Here is a 20,210-nt window from a genome sequence, read left to right on the forward strand (position 1 = left end):
CTATTATAAATTTTGTTGCTTTAACTGTTCAATGATATAATCTGATGCACGCCATGACAACGCCAAAATGGTCCATGTACAGTTTTTGTCGGCCTGTGATGTAAAAGGCCCTGCATCTACAATAAATACATTGTCCACATCGTGCAATTGGTTGAATTTGTTCGTCACCGAGGTTTTGGAGTCATTGCCCATACGGGTAGTACCTACCTCATGGATAATTCTACCTGGCGCAAGCAAACCATAATCAATGTCGGCAGTAGGCTTGTCACCAAGAGCTTCACCTCCCATATTATGAATGATTTCCTCAAAAGTATCCTGCATGTGCTTGGCCTGTTTTACCTCCAGATCAGACCATTTGTAATTGAACTGTAGCACTGGTATTCCAAATTGGTCAACGGTACTAGTATCTATCTCACAGTAGTTTTCTTTTCGGGCAATACCCTCTCCACGCCCTGCCATATGTATCACTGAGCCATAATATTTTTTTACATCATCACGAAGAACATCACCGTAGCCACCAACATTGAGACCGAAAAACTTATTGAATTCATTGGTATTAAAACCAAAACCATAGTTGGGTTGCCGCATGCCTCCACCTATTTCAATGTGGTACCCACGAGGAAAATCCAACTTACTATTGTCTCCCCACCAAGGGGAGTAGACATGCATCCCTCCTGTGCCGTCCTCGTTATAAGAAACTTTGCGGTTCATTAGCCCCGGAATGAAGGCTGAACGACTAGCTCCTGTGGAGTCATGCAAATACTTGCCCACATGGTCACTACTATTGCCCAATCCGTTTGGATGTTGTTTACTTTTGGAATTCAGCAATATACGGGCAGAACTACAGGCCGAAGCTGCAAGTACAACCACTTTTCCACGGAGCTTGTACTCCTTTCTATCATCTTTACTGATATAGGATACTCCTGTGGCCTTGCCTTCCTCATTGGTGGTTACCTCACGGACCACCGAATTGACAAACAGTTTGATTTTACCACCATTTTTTTGCGCAGGGAATATTAAACAGCTTCCAGATGAAAAATCGGCATATACTGAACATGATCTTGAACACTGTCCACAATAAAAGCATATGCCTCTTTCTTTATTTATGCGTTTCGTAAGCATGGAAAGACGACCAGGTATGACCGGCACTCCCGATTTTTTGGCCCCCTGTATGTAAAAGAGTTCATGGAGCCTTGGTTTGGGAGGGGGCAGAAAAAAACCATCTGGGTCATTTTCCAAGCCTTCGTTGGTTCCGTAAACACCAATGAGCTTATCCACCTTATCATAATAGGGCTTCACATCCTCATACCCGATTGGCCAGTCTTCCCCATGTCCATCGCGGGTTTTTCCTTTAAAATCCTTAGGGCCAAACCGAAGCGATATCCTGCCCCAATGATTTGTTCGTCCTCCCAACATATGGGAACGAAACCAATCGAATTTTGTCCCAGGCTCGTGCGTATATGGCTCGCCTTCAATTTCCCAACCACCGTAAGCCATATCCCAGCCTCCAAATGGTCTTGTGGTACCCGCTCCTCTATTTGGGGATTCATACGGCCATTTTAACTGGGTCATGGTTTTAGGGTCGGCCGGATCAAAAAATGGTCCCGCCTCTACAACGGCAACGTTGAAACCAGCATCTGCCAACTGTTTGGTGGCCATACCACCTCCTGCTCCAGAACCAACAATAATTACATCGTATAATTCTGGTGCCTCTTTGATTTGCATAATAAACTTTTTGATTAATGATTTGAGGAAATGTACCATTAACACAAAAAAGACTTGTCAATTCAATAACAAAGTGCACTCAAATTCAAGAATTTTATAAAATTGTAGAGGTATAAATGAAAAAGTAATGGATTTTTTAATTCCTAAGGCAGGGTAATGTTTTTATGGACTAGTTTTTGTGTTCTGCAATATCCCGTCCACATATACACCTATTAAATGTGTCCTAATTTTAATTGAAGTCTCTGCACTGTCTGCATCCAATTTTACTTTCATCGTTTGGGATGGAAAAAGGGGCATATGGCAGCTTATGCAATTATCCAGATTTTGGGAAATAAGATTTTCAGTGTTGTGCAAGTTCTTTGGAGATGCATGGCATTCAATACATTTAGAATTAAAATGCTCTGTCTTTCCCCTTTGGTTTTTATGGGGGTCATGGCATGTAGTACAACTCATGGCCTCAGAATTTTTAAAGCACTGGCTGCTTTTTAACAAGCCATATTGGTTACCATGCACATCAAGTTTAGACTCTGGCCTTCCAAAACGGTAGTTTCTCGTGTAGGTGTCCAGTTGTTCCCCAACCACAAAGGAAAAAGGGTTATCCTTTATCTGTATTGCACGCAGTCCTGAATGACATTGCACACAAACATCCATTTTTAATTGTCGTGACAAAGTATCGATCTTAATTACCACGTCAGATTTCAGTTCTCCAAGAATTCCATTTCTGTATGCTACATGTTTTTTTAACGGGCCGTGACAGCGCTCACAATCAATGCCGTACATAAAAGATTCCCTTTCATATAAATTGGAATTACCCTTTCTGTCCTTATTTTGGGCAAATGTGGTGTGACATTTAATACAATTGTCATTTACCGGTCTCTTATATTTATGGTTGGGAAAGCCCGGGCTGTTTATCCAACTATCTGATAAGGTGAAATATGACGCCTGCAACTGAAAAAGCGAGTCACCACTGAAATTCAAATGGGATTGCCCCTTTACCCCAGAACCAATTACCATATCTATTCTGGAAACATCAAGTACTTCGCCGTTGGTTTTAGATTTTATTGCTTGAAAATACCCGTTCTCATCAAAATAGGTATGTACCGTGCCATCTAGCAGCTCTACCTTGTTGGATGACTGGTTAAAATGACCGTGGAGAGTTTCTCCGTCAGCAATGGCAGATGTGTTGAAATGAGCCGTTTTTAGATGATTCTGGTAGATATCTTGATGACAAGGTATACAAGACGCCGATCCAGCAAACTGCTCTCCATTGTAGTGTACGGGCATTGGTTCTGGAACTGTCTGATACTCTTCTTTATCCTGAAAAACTAAGATTATGAAGATAATGGTAAGAACCACTGCCAAAAATAGTATGAAGTCTTTTTTTCTTAGTTTCGAAAACACATGTAAAAATTCAACACATTGACTTAGAATCACTTAAGAAAGGAATTCTTAATGGAAAGGCAAAATACGGGGCTTAAAGCTATTTTAAATATTTGAACAATCAAATTTCAAACACAGAAATCAGGGCTATGCCAAATACAATGCCCTAAAATAGCATTGATCTTAAACTTCCCATGATTGATAAGATTGCAGTGATGTGAAAAGCTTTCCTCATAAAAAAGATTTTGCCAGCCAAATATTTAAAGTTTTCAATGTCTAGTCATTTCCGCATAGACCGAAGAGACACAATGCATCTTTAGTTTACGATGTAAACATATTTGTTGTGAATTATCGCACCCTGGTCTATACCCGTGATTAGTATGTATAAAATTCACCAGCAGACTCCTAATATGTTAAAAAAGAATGTTAGGCTTTGTTAGGGTTCTCTTGTTTTTGAGATAATTCATCATCCACAAAAGCTCTTCTATGATGTACAGAATCCTATAATATGGTTTCATTGTTAGTAGCTCCCTTAAGACTCTTTCATATTTAGAACGAAAGAGCACATCAACCCATTATAATATAGGATTTATTGTAACTAAAAGACCGCTATGTCACACACCATGCAATCAGCAAATGACCTTATAAGCATGTAGAGCCGGATTTTCTATTGTGAAAGGTGCCTACTACTTACCCCCATTAGCCTGTAAATCCGCCAAACAGGCCTCATCCAATTCTGGAATGGTGCCCCCACTTATCATATTGACGAGCCCCTCACCTGTTTCCGCTGTCCAGTACATCAGACAATCCTCGGTGGTACAATGTCTTCCATTGGGCTCATCTTGATGTGCACTTTGCAGTGGAGTGCCTGCGTTCACCAGTCCAAGTAAATGTCCAAGCTCATGGTTAAGTACCGTAGTCTCCAGAACTGTGGTACTAGGGGCCAAAGGTTGCCCGCTGAACCCTTTTATCGTCTCTTCGAACAGCACAAAGGAAGTATTGCGGTAAGCCACACCCAAAACAGAGCCGTTCTCTGTGTTCTCTGAGTATTCCCCATCAAGGAAAAGTCCAAAAACTTTTATGATCTCATCTTGGTTATAGGCTGTACGAATCTCATCTTCAAGACTTCTTATATCAGTAATTGAGTATACATCTTGGCCTGGAGATGAAATTTCAGTAAGTTCAATGGAGATTCCATCAGGCTTGTTAAGTCTCTGTGATAAAAAGCTTTCAAAATTAGCCAAAGTGCTCTCAGTTGGTTTCAATCCGGAAACATAAAATATTTCAATAAAAATTTCGGTGAAATTTGTGTCATCCAATAAATCCGAGGCTGAATCCCCCACCGTCTTTCTGTTCTGTGAAACATCCATTCCATTGGGAAGATTATTTTCAACTGGCCCAGATTCCCCATCAGTGGAACATCCAACAACAATAATTAACAGTAGTAGAGGTAAACCAATCAGTCGCAATAATAATTTATTTTCCAGTGTCATATTTACATAACGAGGATGTACGGCACATAGTATTGTTCCGCACAAAATCGGCGGTGAACACTTGCCTTTTCAATTTGTCAATTACTTTTAATTTGCTTTAACCGGTCGTACCATACTTAAATTATTTTGTGCGTTTATGAGTTGAAACCGTCATTGCATAACATGCAAAAGGGAAAAGACAAAATCCCTTCCCTTTAAAAAAAAACTAACTGAACTAACTATATTTTATCAATAGGCATACAACGAAACCCAGCCTTTCTTGAAATGTTTTCTTTATTCTCTTGTAATTACATAAAAGCAATTACAACATCATTTACCAAATATTTTCCTTCTACTTCCTTTATAGTGCTGCCTGAAGGAATTTCAACCAAAACCCTTGCTTGATCCGCTGGAATCTCAATATTCGCTTTCATGTCCACCCCTTGGGCAACCATTTGGTGCGAAACAATATCATACAAATCAACTTTTTGCTTGCTTTGACACAGATACGTTACCGTTTTCGATTCCTGATGAGGGTTATACATCAAAAACGTAGGGTACGATTCATTTTTATAAAAATCGGTGGCCAAACAATCCAACTTTAGGATTCCCGGCAGATCGGTACTTTCTATAATGGCCCCTGCAATACCTACGTGGCCACTACCGTAGACACTGAACTGGGATACATCAGGATTCTTCGGATTCCAATGAGGGCCGTCCCCAATGGCAATGGGGGCCTCCATATTGGGATAGCCCTCCAAATGCACATTCTTGATCAGTCCTTCATAAGCAATCACCCCCTTTGTGTGCTCTTTTTTGTTGGGCAGGGTCTGATGGTCATCGGCCATTTCGTAGGGATAAAAGAATTTAGAGGCGTTGGCGGCATTCAACATCCACTTTCCAATGGTCGAAGCATATCTAGTATCGTAACGTACCATGGGCACCAAGGGCCACATGGTGTCATAGGTGTTCATTAAAAAGGCAAAGCCCCCATGGTCCACGGTACTGCCTACCAACCCAGATACATCATACCCGTTCCAGTTGTCCAACAGCACTCCCCAACCTTCACGACATACGGAGTCTCCATTAAAAGTCCAATCCAGTACCTTATGGTAATCGTAATTTGTTCCCTGCTCTGCATTCAAACGTGCTGCTGTGTATGCCCCAAAAGGCATTAAAATCTCATAAAAACGGTTTTCTTCCAGGGACAAAAGTGCCTCTAGAGCAGATTTTGCCCCATCAAGATATTTTGGTTCTTTAAATTTTTGATATGCTGCATACAACACATACGCATGTCCTGCTGCGGCATCTTCTTGGTGGCAAATCCAATTATCCTTGGGTTCCATTTCTCCATAATCGAAAAACGTATGTCCATAATTTCCAGCCAATATGGAATCTGCTTCATAAAAACGATCAGCGATGGATTTTTGCAAGCGCTCAAAATCGGGGTGTTGCGGATAGAAATCGGCCACTCCGTAGAATAGTAGGTTGGGATACACGTCATACCACCAGTCCCTGCCATAGCCACCACCCAAGAGGGCCACTTCCGGACAAGTATTGTTCATTATAATGTCCCAGCCTGTTTCTGAGTTAAAATAATTTTTTAGCATGCCCACATAATCCTCTCCGTTTTGGTCGGATTTGTCTATGCCCACCAAGGAGGCGCCTAAAACAGAGCTTATCGTATTCAGGGATTCATGGAACATTCCCTGGTTGTTTTCCGGGCCTTGTCTGGCATCGCCAAGGGCTGTATAGATTCCAAACGTTTCCTGATCAAAATTTTTCTTGCTCCCATCCTTCCAGACCAATGGCCAATACTCGCCGGTTTGGGTACTGTCGTAAACGATTCGGTCATAGGATAATGCCAAGTCTTTAAAATCAAGGATTTCATAAGGCTTCGGCATGTAAGGCATGCTGTCTACGCGTGCAATCGGCTTTTGGGCCACGGACTTCGGTGCTGCTTTTTCATCTTTTTTGCAGGACGTCGCCAAGAACAAAAAAGTCCCTGCTATAGCAGGAAGGATGGTGTTATTCCATTTCATGTTCCAGTTCTTTTTGTTTTTTCAACAATTGTTTAGCAATTATTATGGAAATCAGTTGCAGTGTTCCTATAATCAAAAGGGCATATCGTAAGGCTATCTCGGTGCTTCCAAAATAGGCAAGTGCAAGAAAGGTCAATGCCCCGATAAACCTACCTACATACAATCCAAATTCATGGTTGAGAATATATGAAAACTCGTTTCTTCCCTCAAATTTGGCCAAAACGTCTATCAATTTTAATTGAATGGGAAAATACGCAATATCCAGAATTGGCCGTGCAATCAACAAAAACAACATGAACAGGATGACTCCTGTGGCATTAAACAGCAATCCGTTGAAGAAAGCGGCCAAGAAAAAGCATACCAAACCCACACTAAATATGGCCAGTCTATGCTTTGGTTTGGAATACTTGCCTAAAAGCAGCATGATGAACGCAGCAATCAGGGCTCCGACGGATTGGGCCGTGCCCAAGGTTCCCTCAGAACCAAAAAATGTCATCATTAGCATAGCCGGAGCGGTTACAATAAACCCTTGGGCCAATCCTTTTAAGTACGACATCTGTATCATCTTCTTCCAGACGGGATGAAATTTAAAGTAGAGGAATTTTTCGCTCTTGGGTTTTTCGTACGACCCCATGTGAAAAATCACAGAGGCCAGTATGGTTATGGCAAAAACAACCACGGTGACCATTTGGTAGCGTAAATTAACGCCTTCGTTCGCCAGGGAGTCTCCATTAACAAGATACCAGCCAACCATAATGGGTACAAGTACCCCTGTAACCGTGTAACAGAAAGTATCCAGACCGTAGTAAAAATTACGGGTGAAATCCGTGGTGGTAGTTAGTACCAAATAATCCCTATTGGACCAGTAGAGCCCAAAGGACATTCCCATGATGAGGCCGGCCAGGGTCAACCCCAAATAACTGATCTCATCCAGAGACATCATCACCACCATGGAAACACCGCTGAGGAGCATGCCCAAAGAAAACAGTTTTTTTACATCAATTCGGTTCAACAGGTAGCCATTTACTAGAAAGGTCAAAGGTATTCCGGAGTAAATGGCCAGTTGGTACAACATTACCTTGGCGGGGTCGTTTGAATTTCGCATAATGTAGGAGGCCACAAAAATATCCACCACTGGTAATACAAATGCGTAAACAAGATTGGTGATGATAAGAATTTTGGCACTTCTGGAGAAATCTCCCCATCCTATTCCAATTGATTTTTCCATCTTTTAGCTTAAGGTGTTGAGAATTTGGGTTATGGATAGGGTGGCCAATGCCATGTATTCATCCGAAGCTCCGTAGTACATGTGAATTTCGTCTCCATCCACTACGTGGCCGTTGGTAAAAATGACCTCGCCAAAGAATCCTTCCTTTTCATAGATTTCCTCGGGTTCCATAATGGGTGTTTGCGAGCGTGATATTACTTTGGATGGGTCGTTGAGGTCCAACAACAAAGCACCAAGGCAATATCTGTGTCTGTGGTCCGCCCCGTGATAAATGGCCAGCCATCCTTTTTCTGTTTTTATGGGTGCGGCCCCGGCGCCTAATCTGGCACTATCAAATGCATTGGCACGGGTTCTGGCGATACATTTGTGGTTGCCCCAATGTATTCCATCAGGGGATTCTGCAATCCACATATAGTTTCCACCAAGCTCTGGACTACTGGGCCTATGGAAGGCATAATACCATCCGTTGACTTTCTCTTCAAATAGAGCACAATCTTTATTGTGTGGACTAAAAATCATACCATGGGAAGTAAAATCCTTCCAGTTGGTGGTGGTTTTCAACCCAACACCGACACCTTTGGGAGAAACCATGGTGTAAGTAAGATAGTAGGTGTCCTCTATCTGCGACACACGGCAATCTTCAATTCCATAACTTTCATAAGCACCTTGACCAAAAAGTGGGGGAAATTCATCAGATTCTTTAAAGTTTACGCCATCCGAACTAAACATAATCCTAAGATGGGATATTGTGGTGAGGTACTGTTCGCCATCATAAGTAATGACGCGGGCATCTGAATTGTCCAATTTTGGGTCATCAATGGAAAAGTCCACTATTTTCAACTGCCCCTTTTCGTCATAAATAGGCACAGATACCATTCCTTCTTTTTGTTTTGTGCGTTCGGCCACCCTAAGAACAATGCCTGTTTTTCCATTGAAGGTGAATGCACCGGGATTCAGTAGGCATTCAATAATCATATGGGGCTGGCTTGGTTTTAAGTCCTTTGGGGACAATAAAGGATTTTGCCCATGGCGGGCCACTACCTTCTTCATACGTATGTTTCTTGTGTTAATGGAGAGTAATTCAACCTGTTTGGATAGTGGCAAGTGCTTTACCTGCCACTACCCTTTTCAGGTTTTCTCAGATTTAGTATCCGGGATTTTGGATTATAGAACCTCCTGATTTATCTATGTCTGCTTGGGGGATGGGGTACAAATTATTGTGAGCTTGAAAGTTTTTGCCCAAATCTTGAAGTACGGTCTGTGCAATGCCCCATCGCTTTAGATCATTGAACCTTTGTGATTCAAAACCTAGCTCCACCCTTCTTTCGGATTGGATCCATGCCCGCACCTGGGACTGATCGTTACTATTAGGTCTGTCTGGCAACGTACCCGCAGGTACAACTTCCCCGCTTGCGGTAGGTGTGTTTCGCGCCCTTTCCCTAATTTGATTGATAATGGCAACGGCCTCCAAGGGGTTGCCGCTCTCATTCAGGGCTTCGGCCTTCCAAAGTAGTACATCGGCATAGCGGATGTACACTTTATTTCCAGGCGAGTCTGCATTTCCTTTAAAATCTGTGATAGATCCCAAAATTTTTGGGGAACGCTGGTCCGTAACATTGATGGTGTATTCCAATCGTGGGTCGTTGGGCTCAAATGCCGCCAAAAAATCTTCGGTCGGTGCCAAAAAGCCCCACCCCGTTAAGGCACCCAAACCGTTACCATTGCCCGGATTTTCACCTGATCGGTGATCGTAGGCAAAAATGACCTCTTGTTCGTTAAACTCCATGCCGGCATCAAAGGCATCAAAATAGTTGCCGTTTAGGTCATAAAAGCCCAAGTTGTCCAACTGGGTTATAAAACTTAGAACCTCAGCCCAATTTTCGCTATAAAGGGCCAATTTTGCCTGTAGGGCAATGATGGCTCCCACGGAAACCCTCCACGGGTCTGTGGCATCCTGTTTTACCTGCGGGGCAAGGTCCCTGGCCGTTTGCAAATCGACCCCAATTTGGGCCATTACCTCATCTTTGGGAGCCCTTACCGATACCGAAAAAGCTTCTTCAAACGATTCCGGGGATTTTAAGATCAATGGGACATCACCAAAGTTGTTCACCAAATCAAAATAGTAATAGGCCCGAAGAAAGTACGCCTCGGACAAAAGCTGATCTCTTCTAGCAGAGGATATCCCTGTCTTTTGTACCACTTCATCATCGGTTAAAAAACCTATTGCAAGGTTACTTCTACTGATACCTTCATAGTCGTATGTCCAAATCCCGTTGAATGCCTGATTCTCGGGTGTAAACACAAAGTTCCCGATTTCGTCCATCCAGGCTTGGTCACCGTCCGGATTCCATTTTTTGTTCATGTCATTGGCTGCCATATCCTGCAAAATAATATCGTTACGGAATACGGTACCAAGGTCCCAACGCCATCCGGGTATAATACTGTTCAAGGTATTCCGTAACGGTTGATACGCGGATTCAACCGCAGATTCAACCGTTTCCATGGTAGGATCAGTATCCACTTGTTCCAAAGTAAGCAGACCAATGGGATCGTTGTCGAGTTCGCTGGTGCAGGAAACCACAACCGTGAAAGACAACAGTAGTAAAAAGGTTTTATATAGCTTTTTCATCTTGATTTTTTTTGTGATTAGAATTTAGCATTTAGTCCAAGGAGTACTGAAGCTGAGCTCGGGTAGGTACCCTTATCTATCAAATCCGTGGTTTCTGGATCTAGGCCCGTATAGTCTGTGAAGGTCCAAAGGTTCTGGCCCGAAATATATAGTCTTAGGGCGTTTATGCCGCTGATATCCTTTAGGGTATACCCCAATTCAATGTTCTTGAGCCTGATGTAGGAGGCGTCTTCAACAAAAATACTGGATATCCTGCTGCTGCCATTGTCCTCAAAAGCAACCCGGGGCACACTGTTGGTACTGTTCTCGCCATCCCAGGCATTTAAAATTGCAGTGGTAAAGTTGAACGGTCTTGTATCGTAATCTACGATTTTCTTTCCATCGTTATAGCGGTCTACGCCTTCCACACCTTGAAAAAGAAAGGAAAAATCCCATCCTTTGTAAGAGGAGTTAAATGCCAAACCAAAGGTTAAATCGGGAATGGGCGACCCAATGAATTCCCTGTCATTTTCCGCACTTATGATTCCATCTCCATTCAAGTCCTTAAAACGGATGTCCCCGGGCTTAGCAGACGGATTTGGAGTGCCGCTAAGGTGTTCATCAATCTCAGCTTGGTTCTGATAGATGCCTTCCATACGGTATCCATAGTAGGCATTTAGTGGTTGCCCTACAGTGGTGCGCGTTACCTCGCCCACAATGTTGGGGAGATTGGGGTGCAATTTTTCCACCTCGTTGTCCAAAGTGGCCAAGTTGGCATTGATGCCATACTTAAATTCCTTATCCGAATTCTGATAGTTGACAGACAGTTCAAAACCTTTGTTCCTTACCTCTCCTGCATTAAGGATAGTAGGTTGAACGTTCCCTACAATGGATGGCAAGCTTATGGGCAATAGGATATCACTGGTGTATTTGTTGAAATACTCTGCCGTTATGTTCAACTTGTTCTGGAAAAGCCCCAAATCTACCCCAAAGTTGGTCTGTTCTGAACTTTCCCATTTTAGGTCTGGATTTCCAAAGCGATTGGTCTTTACGATACCGTTCTCCTGACTGATCAATGTCAAATAGGTATAATTGTCTATTTCTTGGTTTCCAAGAATACCCCAACTGGCCCTGAACTTTAAATTGGACAACCAGTCCACATCGCTCAGAAAGGCTTCATCCGAAATTTTCCATCCCGCCGAAACCGATGGAAAATACCCCCACTGGTTGTTCTCCGCAAATCGGGAAGAGGCATCAGCCCTTAGGTTGGCTGTAATCAAATATTTGTTGTCAAAGGAGTAAGAAGCCGACCCAAAATAAGAGAAAAGTGCCCATTCCGATGCAGATCCACTGTTCCAGATATCCAACTCGGTACCACCATAGTCCAAATAACGGAATTGCTCAGTGGTATACGGGAACCTTGCCCTACTGGCCCCAATTGATGAGGCATAGTTTGTGATGTACTCCATTCCGATTAAGGCACTTAAATCGTGCTTTTCGTTTAAAAGAGTTTTATAATTAAGGGTGTTGTTCACCGTCAATGTAAAGGCTTCCCCTCTAGATTCATTTAAGCTGTTGGGCCTGTTTTGTCTTCCCAAACCGGCATCAATGGCGTTCCCACCTCCATCATCATCTCCATAATTTTCATTGAACACTTTGTTATGGAAAAATGAAAGGTCAATACCCACATTTGTTCTGAATGTCAAATTCTTATCCTTTAAAAAGCGATATTCCCCGAACACGTTGCCAAAGGTCCTGTACATTCGCTCCGTATTGTCAGTGAAATAGGCCCGGGCAATGGGGTTGCCCACCATTTCGTACATACTGCGCTGCAACCCAGCATCATAACCTGTTTCGGTGTAGAACGGCATGTCCGTAAAGGGATCTCTTTCCGAATAGGTGGGATCGTTTTCATCCTTGAATACAGGAATCACAGGGGCCCTTAGCAGGGCATACCGAATAAGACTTTCCCCCCTTGATGCCACCAAATCATTCTTGTCATAAGAAAGTTGGAGGTTGGTACCAATCTTGATACGATCTGTCAAATCAGCACTTATATTTGTTCTGTAATTTATCCGTTGATACCTGTCGTTATCATAGACTACAATTCCATCTTGACCAAAATACCCCAAGGACATTAAGTACTGTAATTTTTCATTTCCTCCACTGGCAGTCAGTTGCAGGTTCTGCGTGCGTCCGGTTTCAAAAAGTTCATCCAACCAATTAGTGTCGGCGAAATCGGAACGTCCCCGATCAGCGGTATAAGGATTATCCCCGGTATAGGTATTGTCCCAAGCTTTTTCGAGCGTATTGATGTACTGCTCAGCATTGAGCATATTGGGTAGGTTGGTGGCCTTATTGAATCCATTAAAATAATCCACATTAAAGGACATCTTTCCTTTCACCCCTTGCTTTGTGGTTATCACCACCACACCTCCTGATGCCCTGGAACCATAGATGGCGGCGGCGGCGGCATCCTTGAGAACAGTAATGGACTTAATATCGGCTTGGTTCATAAATGCAATATCCCTAGAAGGGATTCCATCCACAATGTACAATGGATTATTATTGCCAATGGTTCCTTCGCCTCGTATACGTATTTCAACGGGATCACCTGGGGCTCCTGTGCTAGCGGTTACCTGTACACCTGCCACTTGCCCTTGAAGTGCTTGGGACACATTGGCAACCCTTGTTTTCTCAAGATTCTCTACATCTACCACTGCAACTGCTCCTGTAAGATCAGCTTTCTTTTGCGAGGTATACCCTACTATGACTACTTCATCCAGCTGTTGGGCATCTTCGGCCAAAACCACTTCAATACGGGTTCTACCATTTAATTCTATTTCCATTGGCATAAAGCCAATACTGCTCACCACCAAGATAGCATCGGCAGCTACGTTTTGCAACGTAAAGTTTCCATCAAAATCAGTTGCCGTACCAGAAGAAGTTCCCTTGACCACAATACTGGCACCTGGTATGGGGACCTGTCCATCAGAAACATATCCTGAAACATTTAATTGGGCATGTCCGGTGCATATACCCATGAACAGAAAAAATGCGATGAACGATTCTTTAAAAAATGAGTTAGATTTCATATTTCGCAATTTTAGTTTGTTTGAAATTGTTAGTGTGCATTTTGTTTGTTGGTATTTTATGAATTTCGCAATCTATCAAATGTACAGATGGTACAATTCGCAGGTGTACACTATATTTTCAAAAGTGTACACCTTGATTTAAAATCCTGATTATGAAATATTTAAATTTTCAAAAAGGGGCTGTTCGAGCAGCCTCGGGGATATCTTTGCGGTTCAACAAGTAGAAGATATTAAGTGTTGGAAAGAAGTGGATTCCCGGATTTCCACTATTTATCGTTTTCAATGGTTTGCTCTTGGGGAAGGTCTTTCTTGTGAAACAGTTGATAATCCTTCGGGGTCTTGTGAAACAATTTCTTGAATTCCCTATAAAAGTATGATCTGTTATTGAATCCAGAACGATAACATACTTCTGTAACCGTTAGATTTGTTTTTCGAAGAAGCTCAGAGGCATGCCGTAATCGCACTGTTCGGATAAGATCCCCCGGTGAAAAGTTTAACAATTCCTTGGTTTTTCTATAGAGTTGAGATGAACTCATACCCAACTCCTGCTCTATAAAACTACTCTGAAGCTTATCGTTTTCCATATTGCTGACAATAAGTCCCATAAGTTTTTCAATGAATAGCTTATCATCATCCTGCGTGATCAGGGCTGTTAAATCTTCAAAAGGTGAACCTTGGGAGAAGTGTTTCAACATACGCTCCCGTTCTTCCAACAGCTTTTGGATTCGCATCATCAAATAGTCTGGGTGGAAAGGTTTTGATATATAATCGTTGGCCCCACTTTCTATCCCTATTATTTTATGGTCCATGGAGTCCTTTGCCGTGAGCATGACAAAAGGAATATGACAGGTATCCAAATTATTCTTCACCCGCTTGCAGAGTTCCACCCCGTCCATAATGGGCATCATTACATCACTCAGAATAAGGATGGGTTCTTTCTTTTTAATAAGGTCAAGGGCTCTTTCACCGTTTGATGCGGTTTCTAAATAATACACATTTCCCAGCAGTTCTTCCAAAAGGTATTGAACCTCTGGGTCATCTTCCACCACAAGTATGTAATCCTGTGTTTTTTTGGTCTGCTGTTCCAAAATCTCCAGTTTGCCATAAACCGATTTTGTATCTTGATTCTCCTCGCCTTGATCAGTGATATCCCTTAGGTGCTGGGAGATATATGGTGTGGGTGATGACAATTCTCCTGAAACATCTGCTTTCCCACACGGGAACGCCACCCTAAATGTGGTGTTTCTGTTGGGTTCACTTACCACTGATATGTTACCTTGCAACAATTGCACTAGTTTTTTGGTGTAGGCCAGCCCAATTCCTGTTCTAAACATGTTTGACCCAACTTCCTTATCTTGCTCCAAGAGATAGAACTTCTCGAATATATCATCCAATTTTTCCTTTGGAATTCCTTTTCCGGAATTTACAATGTTGAGGACCAAGTTCCTTTCCCCATCCAGTTCATGTATTTTAATATCCAGTTCAATAAAGCCTTCTTCAGGGGTATACTTAAATGCATTGGAGAGAAGATTAAAAATAATTTTCTCAATCAAATCCTTATCAAACCAACCCATGAGGTTCTTGGGAAGATTTACCACATAATTGATGTTTTTCTTGAGAGCCATTTCATCAAAAAGCTCCGCTATCTGTTCCACAAGACTCACCAAATCAAAATGTTCACTGTTTATTTTTAAATGCCCATCCTCAGCCTTTCTGAATTCCAAAATCTGTTGGGTTAGAAAAAGTAGTCTAGACGTATTTTTCTTCACCATATCAAAATACTTTTTGGCTTTTTCATCAAAAGACATGGTTTCCCCCAACTTTTGGACCGGGGCCACCATTAAAGTAAGTGGGGTCTGGAGTTCGTGGGCCACATTGGTGAAAAAATCCAGCCGATTCTCATGTGCCCTTTCTTCCTGTTTACGTATTAGGATGTTATGTGCCAGTGATCTTCTTTTCTTATAATATTCCAAAGCAAAAAGAATAATAAGTATCAAAAGCACGGAATAAAGTATCCACGCTGTGACCGAACGCCAGAATATTGGAGCTATATTGAACCGGACAGCTTCCACGGGTTCGCTCCATACTCCATCCCCATTGGTCCATTTAAGCCAGAGCTCATATTTCCCAGAGGGTATATTGGTGAACGAAAGGTTGGTCCTGGAACCAATTTGATTCCAATCAGGGTCAAAATTCTTTAGTTGATAGGCATATCTACATTTCTTGTTGTTGATGAAGGTCAGTGCAGAGAACTCGATATTAAGAAAATTCTGGTTATGTTTCAACTCGATGACCGAAGGTGAAAATCCTTCTGGACGGACGACCAAATTTTGATCATAGGGCGCACTTCCATCCTGACCACTTATCTTATTGATGAAAAGGTTGGGTACCCTAACCGAGGCATTTATCCGTTCTGGGACAAAATAGTTAAAGCCTTTTCGTCCCCCCATAAAAATGTATTTCGTACCGGCGTAGGCAGCTCCGTCACCAAACTCATTGTCTTGCAACCCTTCTTCCTTGGTGTAATTATAAAAAACCTGATCGGCAACATCGAATTTTGAAAGGCCATAATTGGTGCTCACCCAAATATTTCCAGCTCTGTCGGAAGTAATTCCATGTATGGTATTACTGGGCAATCCATCTTTCACCGTATAACGCAAAAATTCACTTTTACCTGTATACCTGTTAAGGCCAAAGCTCGTGCCAATCCACAACTCTCCCTTAGGGGACCTGTACATACAGAGAATATCATTGTTGGACAAACTTTTTGGATTACCTTCATCGTGCATGTATACACTAAAGGTCTTCGTTTTTTTATTAAAAAGGTTCAACCCCCCCAAACGGGTACCTATCCATAATGACTCATGGTCTTTGGGTACAATGGAGTAAATCATGTTACTATTTATTTCCCCTATTTCGCCCCTGTTCCCCATATATTGTTCAAATTCCTTCAACAACACTCCATTACTTGAGCGGATAAGCTTAAATCGGACAAGTCCAAATCCACTGGTTCCCGCCCAGATTATACCATCTTCACCCTGGTACAGCGCGTAAACAGACCTAAATTGTGGCAAGTTGGATGTTCCTTTTATTTTATCCCATGGCACAAAGGTGTCCTCTTTTAAATCATATAATGAAATCCCAGGACCATCGGTTCCAATGAGCAGGAAGCCTTCCTTGGTATGTTGCAGTGAATAGACCGCGTTGTTAAGGCCACTGTTCTCTTGATTAAGATTGACATACTTTAATTTTTCATTTTTTTGACCCAAAAAGTCCGATGGAAAACGAAACACCCCCTTACCCTTTGTTCCTATCCAAAAAGAATGATTTGGAACTTCAAGGAAGGAACGGACAATAGTACCTTCAAAGTCCGGGATTTGTTGACCAGACAATCCGTGAAAGGGCTTGTTGTTTTGATGCAACCGAAAAACCCCTTCTCCATCTGTTGCGGCCCAGTAAATCCCTTCAGTTCCCTCAAACAAAGCTGTAAGTTTGTTGCCATTCAACATACTTAACCATTTTGGGGTAGATACATCTTTGTTCTTCCCCACCAAAAAGTGTTGGGTATCCGATGAAATCACAACACCATCCTTTACCGAACCAATCACTGAACTAGGTTTGTCCAGTTTCATTTTTTCCTGATTCTCTGTTTTACTGGAGAAAATAATTGGAGTACCTTCAAAATTGATCAAAAGGAGATTTTCCTTGTCCAAAGCTTCAAAACTGAGTATGTTTTCTACAAGTGTTGTATGCCCCATGGCCTTCACCATGCCCATCTCTTGTTGAAGTTGAAGCATGGAAAGTTGACCTGATGCATCCAAAACAAGGAGCTTCTCATTTTCCAAAAACTTCATCTGCACAATCGGAGATTTTAACAGTGTATCGTCCCAAACCTTTTCAAAAGAACCTTGATTGAACATTCCTATTCCCCATTCCTTGGCATATGCAAAGAGCCTCTTGTCAGGAGACAAAGCCATGTTGAATTCAGTATCCGTTAAAGTGACCTTGTCCTTTTTTGAAAAATAGAATCGTTCAAAATCGTCCGTTTGTTTATCATATCTATTTATACCATGCATGGTGAGGACCCATACATTGCCCTGTACATCTTCTGTGACCTTTAACACCACCTGATTGCTCAAAGAGGTATCGTTGTTGAGCTCGGGCCTAAAAACCTTGAAACTGTTACCATCATATCTGTTCAGTCCATCCCATGTTCCCAACCATAGGATATTGTCAGAATCCTGAAAAACCGTATTTACGGAGCTATGCGATATTCCTGTTGCATTATCAAGTTGTTTTAGAATATAATCTGTCTCTGATGAAAAATGGTTCAAAGGAGCTTTTCCCGAAAGTGGGTTGACCAAAGAATCTTGATTTGACATACAGTACAAACCCTGTAGCCCTATTAAGCAAGCCATTAATGACAAAAAAAACAGTGTTCTTTCATAGTTCCACATGAAATAAAAGTATCAAATAAGAATCAAAGTAAGTGAAAGTTTTAGGAGCAATGTCGCTAAACCTTTTCCGATTAACAAGAAACATAAAACACAAACCCTAAAATCAAACCTACAATTAAATTCAACTTGGTCATGACTCTAATTTTTTAAGCTTTTCCTTGATTCAGAGAGGCGTCTTATTGTTCATATTATTCGATAGGTAGTTTATCTAAATCCGCTAAAAAGCAAATCGCTTATCGTATATCCATCTATTCGAAATGGTTCAGCCTGTGCGGCTGCACGATGAACTTCTTTTTAACTTCATTCCTAAGAATTAGCCCAATCAATCCCCTCCAAAAATTATATTATCCGTGCCAAGACCGCGCTTTAGCATTTCCATGAGGGCACAGTCCCCGATATCATTTTTGGCAAACGAGTCACAAATTCAACCGACACACCATAATTGGCTAATGAAATGGCCACATTGGATTCACGGCCTCTATAAACCACATCAAAATTGTTGGCTTGGAAAAGCCTCAAAAACCTTAAGGTGAGAGTCGCAACATTAACTCACCGAACATTATGACCTTTTTCATTCTGTTGATTTTCTTCTATTTTAAAGTTAAAATAGGCCTTGGCATTTCGGTAACTGATATCTTGCACCAAACCTCCTATGTAAGCCATATCGTTTGGCAAGAGTCCTTTTTTTATATCATTTCCTAAAATATTGCACAAAAGTCTTCTGAAATATTCATGTCTTGGAAAAGAAAGGAAACTTCTTGAGTCTGTGAGCATTCCCACAAAACAGCTCAAGAATCCCATATTGGAAAGGGCATTTATCTGCTTTTCCATGCCGTCTAACTGATCCATATACCACCACCCCGATCCAAATTGCATTTTACCTTTTATAGTACCATCGTTAAAATTTCCAATCATGGTGGCGAAGACTTCATTGTAGGCAGGATTTAAATTATAGAGTATGGTTTTTGCCAGTTGATCTGTGCTGTCCAGTTCATTTAAAAATCCGGCCAGTCCGCTGGCTTGGGAAAAATCACCTATGGAATCAAATCCGGTATCAGGGCCTAATTGTGCCATTTTTCTTGCATTGGTATTCCGAAGTGCTCCTAGGTGAAATTGTTGCACCCAACCCAATCTATGATATTCCCGACAAAGATGCATCAAGGTTTCAAACTTAAAATAGCCTATCTCATCAGGCAGCAAATCTGCCCCATTGACCACCTTTTTAAAGATTACCTCAACATCAAACGTGTTTGGTTTAAAATGATACAATTGTTCCAAACCGTGATCGGAAAGACGTCCACCATTTTCATGAAAAAACATGATCCTCTTCTTGGCGGCCTCTATTAAATCCGCATAAGATTTTATCTGTATATCCGCCGCTTCACCCAAACGCTCTATATACGATTTGTAGGAAGTGTGATCCTCAATGGCATATAACTTATCTGGCCGGAAGGAGGGTAGCATCTTTGGTAATACGCCCTTCTTTTTTGTTTTTTGATGATGCTCCAGCGAATCAATAGGATCATCCGTGGTACAAACCACTTCCACACTAAACTGTTGTAAAAGACCAACGGCACTATGACTGTCTTTTTGGAGTTGTCTGCTGGCATTCTTGTAAACCTGCGTTGCATTCGCCCCTGTCAGTAAATCTTCAATTTCAAAGTAACGTTGCAACTCTAAATGGGTCCAGTGATACAAGGGGTTTCTGAGCGTAAATGGTACGGTTTCTGCCCACTTTTGAAACTTCTCTTCATCTGATGCCCCTCCGGTAATGTAATGCTCATCTATTCCCAAGGTTCGCATTGCCCTCCATTTGTAATGATCCCCAGCTAGCCACGCCTCCGTTATATTTTTGAACTGATGGTTATTCGCTATTTGCTCTGGAGAAAGGTGATTATGATAGTCAATGATGGGCATTTCCTTGGCATAATCGTGATACAATTGCTTTGCATATGGTGTCTCCAGTAAAAAGTTGTCTTTTATAAATGTCATGACTCCAAGGTTTTCTCAATTCCGTACATCAATCCCCTAAGTTCTGCGAGTCCCCGTAAGCGACCTATTGCTGAATATCCTGGGTTTGTTTTTTTCTGTATATCGTCCAACATCTGATGTCCATGGTCTGGACGCATGGGCATGCGTTGGTTCTTTGTATTATTTTTGCCACGCTTGATTTGTTCTTTGAGCAGTTCATACATTACCGCGT

The 20,210-nt window shown here is 41.9% G+C and carries 11 protein-coding genes and 1 pseudogene; all 12 read right to left on the reverse strand.

Annotated features, from left to right (window positions below):
• Positions 1–3: 3 nt before the first annotated feature.
• Positions 4–1,725 carry a GMC family oxidoreductase gene (locus ACFOWS_RS00100; RefSeq protein ID WP_379761855.1) on the reverse strand — a complete coding sequence of 574 codons (1,722 nt, stop codon included), beginning with the start codon at positions 1,723–1,725 and terminating at the stop codon, positions 4–6.
• Positions 1,726–1,887: 162 nt separating this feature from the next.
• On the reverse strand, positions 1,888–3,126 hold the full coding sequence (locus tag ACFOWS_RS00105) for a multiheme c-type cytochrome (protein ID WP_379761857.1): 1,239 nt from the start codon (positions 3,124–3,126) through the stop codon (positions 1,888–1,890).
• Positions 3,127–3,791: 665 nt separating this feature from the next.
• Entirely contained in the window at positions 3,792–4,598 is an 807-nt protein-coding gene (locus ACFOWS_RS00110) for a membrane metalloprotease (protein ID WP_379761858.1), read from the reverse strand.
• A gap of 287 nt (positions 4,599–4,885) precedes the next feature.
• Positions 4,886–6,619 carry a hypothetical protein gene (locus tag ACFOWS_RS00115; protein ID WP_379761860.1) on the reverse strand — a complete coding sequence of 578 codons (1,734 nt, stop codon included), beginning with the start codon at positions 6,617–6,619 and terminating at the stop codon, positions 4,886–4,888.
• On the reverse strand, positions 6,606–7,847 hold the full coding sequence (locus tag ACFOWS_RS00120; protein WP_379761862.1) for an MFS transporter: 1,242 nt from the start codon (positions 7,845–7,847) through the stop codon (positions 6,606–6,608). The genes ACFOWS_RS00115 and ACFOWS_RS00120 overlap by 14 nt, the downstream gene beginning before the upstream one ends.
• 3 nt (positions 7,848–7,850) lie before the next feature.
• Positions 7,851–8,897, reverse strand: a complete 1,047-nt coding sequence (locus tag ACFOWS_RS00125; RefSeq protein WP_379761864.1) for a glycoside hydrolase family 130 protein — start codon at positions 8,895–8,897, stop codon at positions 7,851–7,853.
• 94 nt (positions 8,898–8,991) lie between these two features.
• The gene (locus ACFOWS_RS00130) at positions 8,992–10,476 is read right to left on the reverse strand and encodes a RagB/SusD family nutrient uptake outer membrane protein (RefSeq protein WP_379761866.1); all 1,485 of its coding nucleotides are present in this window, start codon (positions 10,474–10,476) and stop codon (positions 8,992–8,994) included.
• 17 nt (positions 10,477–10,493) lie between these two features.
• Complete coding sequence (locus tag ACFOWS_RS00135) at positions 10,494–13,550, reverse strand: SusC/RagA family TonB-linked outer membrane protein (RefSeq protein ID WP_379761867.1); 3,057 nt, start codon at positions 13,548–13,550, stop codon at positions 10,494–10,496.
• A gap of 266 nt (positions 13,551–13,816) precedes the next feature.
• Entirely contained in the window at positions 13,817–17,932 is a 4,116-nt protein-coding gene (locus ACFOWS_RS00140) for a hybrid sensor histidine kinase/response regulator transcription factor (protein WP_379761868.1), read from the reverse strand.
• A 400-nt stretch (positions 17,933–18,332) separates the two neighbouring features.
• Positions 18,333–18,582, reverse strand: a pseudogene (locus ACFOWS_RS00145) (sugar kinase); the annotation flags it as partial.
• On the reverse strand, positions 18,557–19,999 hold the full coding sequence (gene uxaC, locus ACFOWS_RS00150) for a glucuronate isomerase (RefSeq protein WP_379761869.1): 1,443 nt from the start codon (positions 19,997–19,999) through the stop codon (positions 18,557–18,559). The pseudogene ACFOWS_RS00145 and the gene uxaC, both read right to left, overlap by 26 nt.
• The coding region (locus ACFOWS_RS00155; protein WP_379761871.1) for a mannonate dehydratase at positions 19,996–20,210 on the reverse strand (215 nt) is incomplete at its 5' end. The genes ACFOWS_RS00155 and uxaC, both read right to left, overlap by 4 nt.

Source organism: Flagellimonas marina (assembly GCF_042651185.1).
Classification (GTDB): Bacteria; Bacteroidota; Bacteroidia; order Flavobacteriales; family Flavobacteriaceae; genus Flagellimonas; species Flagellimonas marina.

Coding starts and splice junctions, on each gene's coding strand:
- ACFOWS_RS00135 (WP_379761867.1), bottom strand. CDS start 13,550: ATGAAATCTAACTCATTTTTTAAAGAATCGTTCATCGCATTTTTTCTG.
- ACFOWS_RS00125 (WP_379761864.1), bottom strand. CDS start 8,897: ATGAAGAAGGTAGTGGCCCGCCATGGGCAAAATCCTTTATTGTCCCCA.
- ACFOWS_RS00130 (WP_379761866.1), bottom strand. CDS start 10,476: ATGAAAAAGCTATATAAAACCTTTTTACTACTGTTGTCTTTCACGGTT.
- ACFOWS_RS00115 (WP_379761860.1), bottom strand. CDS start 6,619: ATGAAATGGAATAACACCATCCTTCCTGCTATAGCAGGGACTTTTTTG.
- ACFOWS_RS00100 (WP_379761855.1), bottom strand. CDS start 1,725: ATGCAAATCAAAGAGGCACCAGAATTATACGATGTAATTATTGTTGGT.
- ACFOWS_RS00120 (WP_379761862.1), bottom strand. CDS start 7,847: ATGGAAAAATCAATTGGAATAGGATGGGGAGATTTCTCCAGAAGTGCC.
- ACFOWS_RS00140 (WP_379761868.1), bottom strand. CDS start 17,932: ATGTCAAATCAAGATTCTTTGGTCAACCCACTTTCGGGAAAAGCTCCT.
- uxaC (WP_379761869.1), bottom strand. CDS start 19,999: ATGACATTTATAAAAGACAACTTTTTACTGGAGACACCATATGCAAAG.
- ACFOWS_RS00110 (WP_379761858.1), bottom strand. CDS start 4,598: ATGACACTGGAAAATAAATTATTATTGCGACTGATTGGTTTACCTCTA.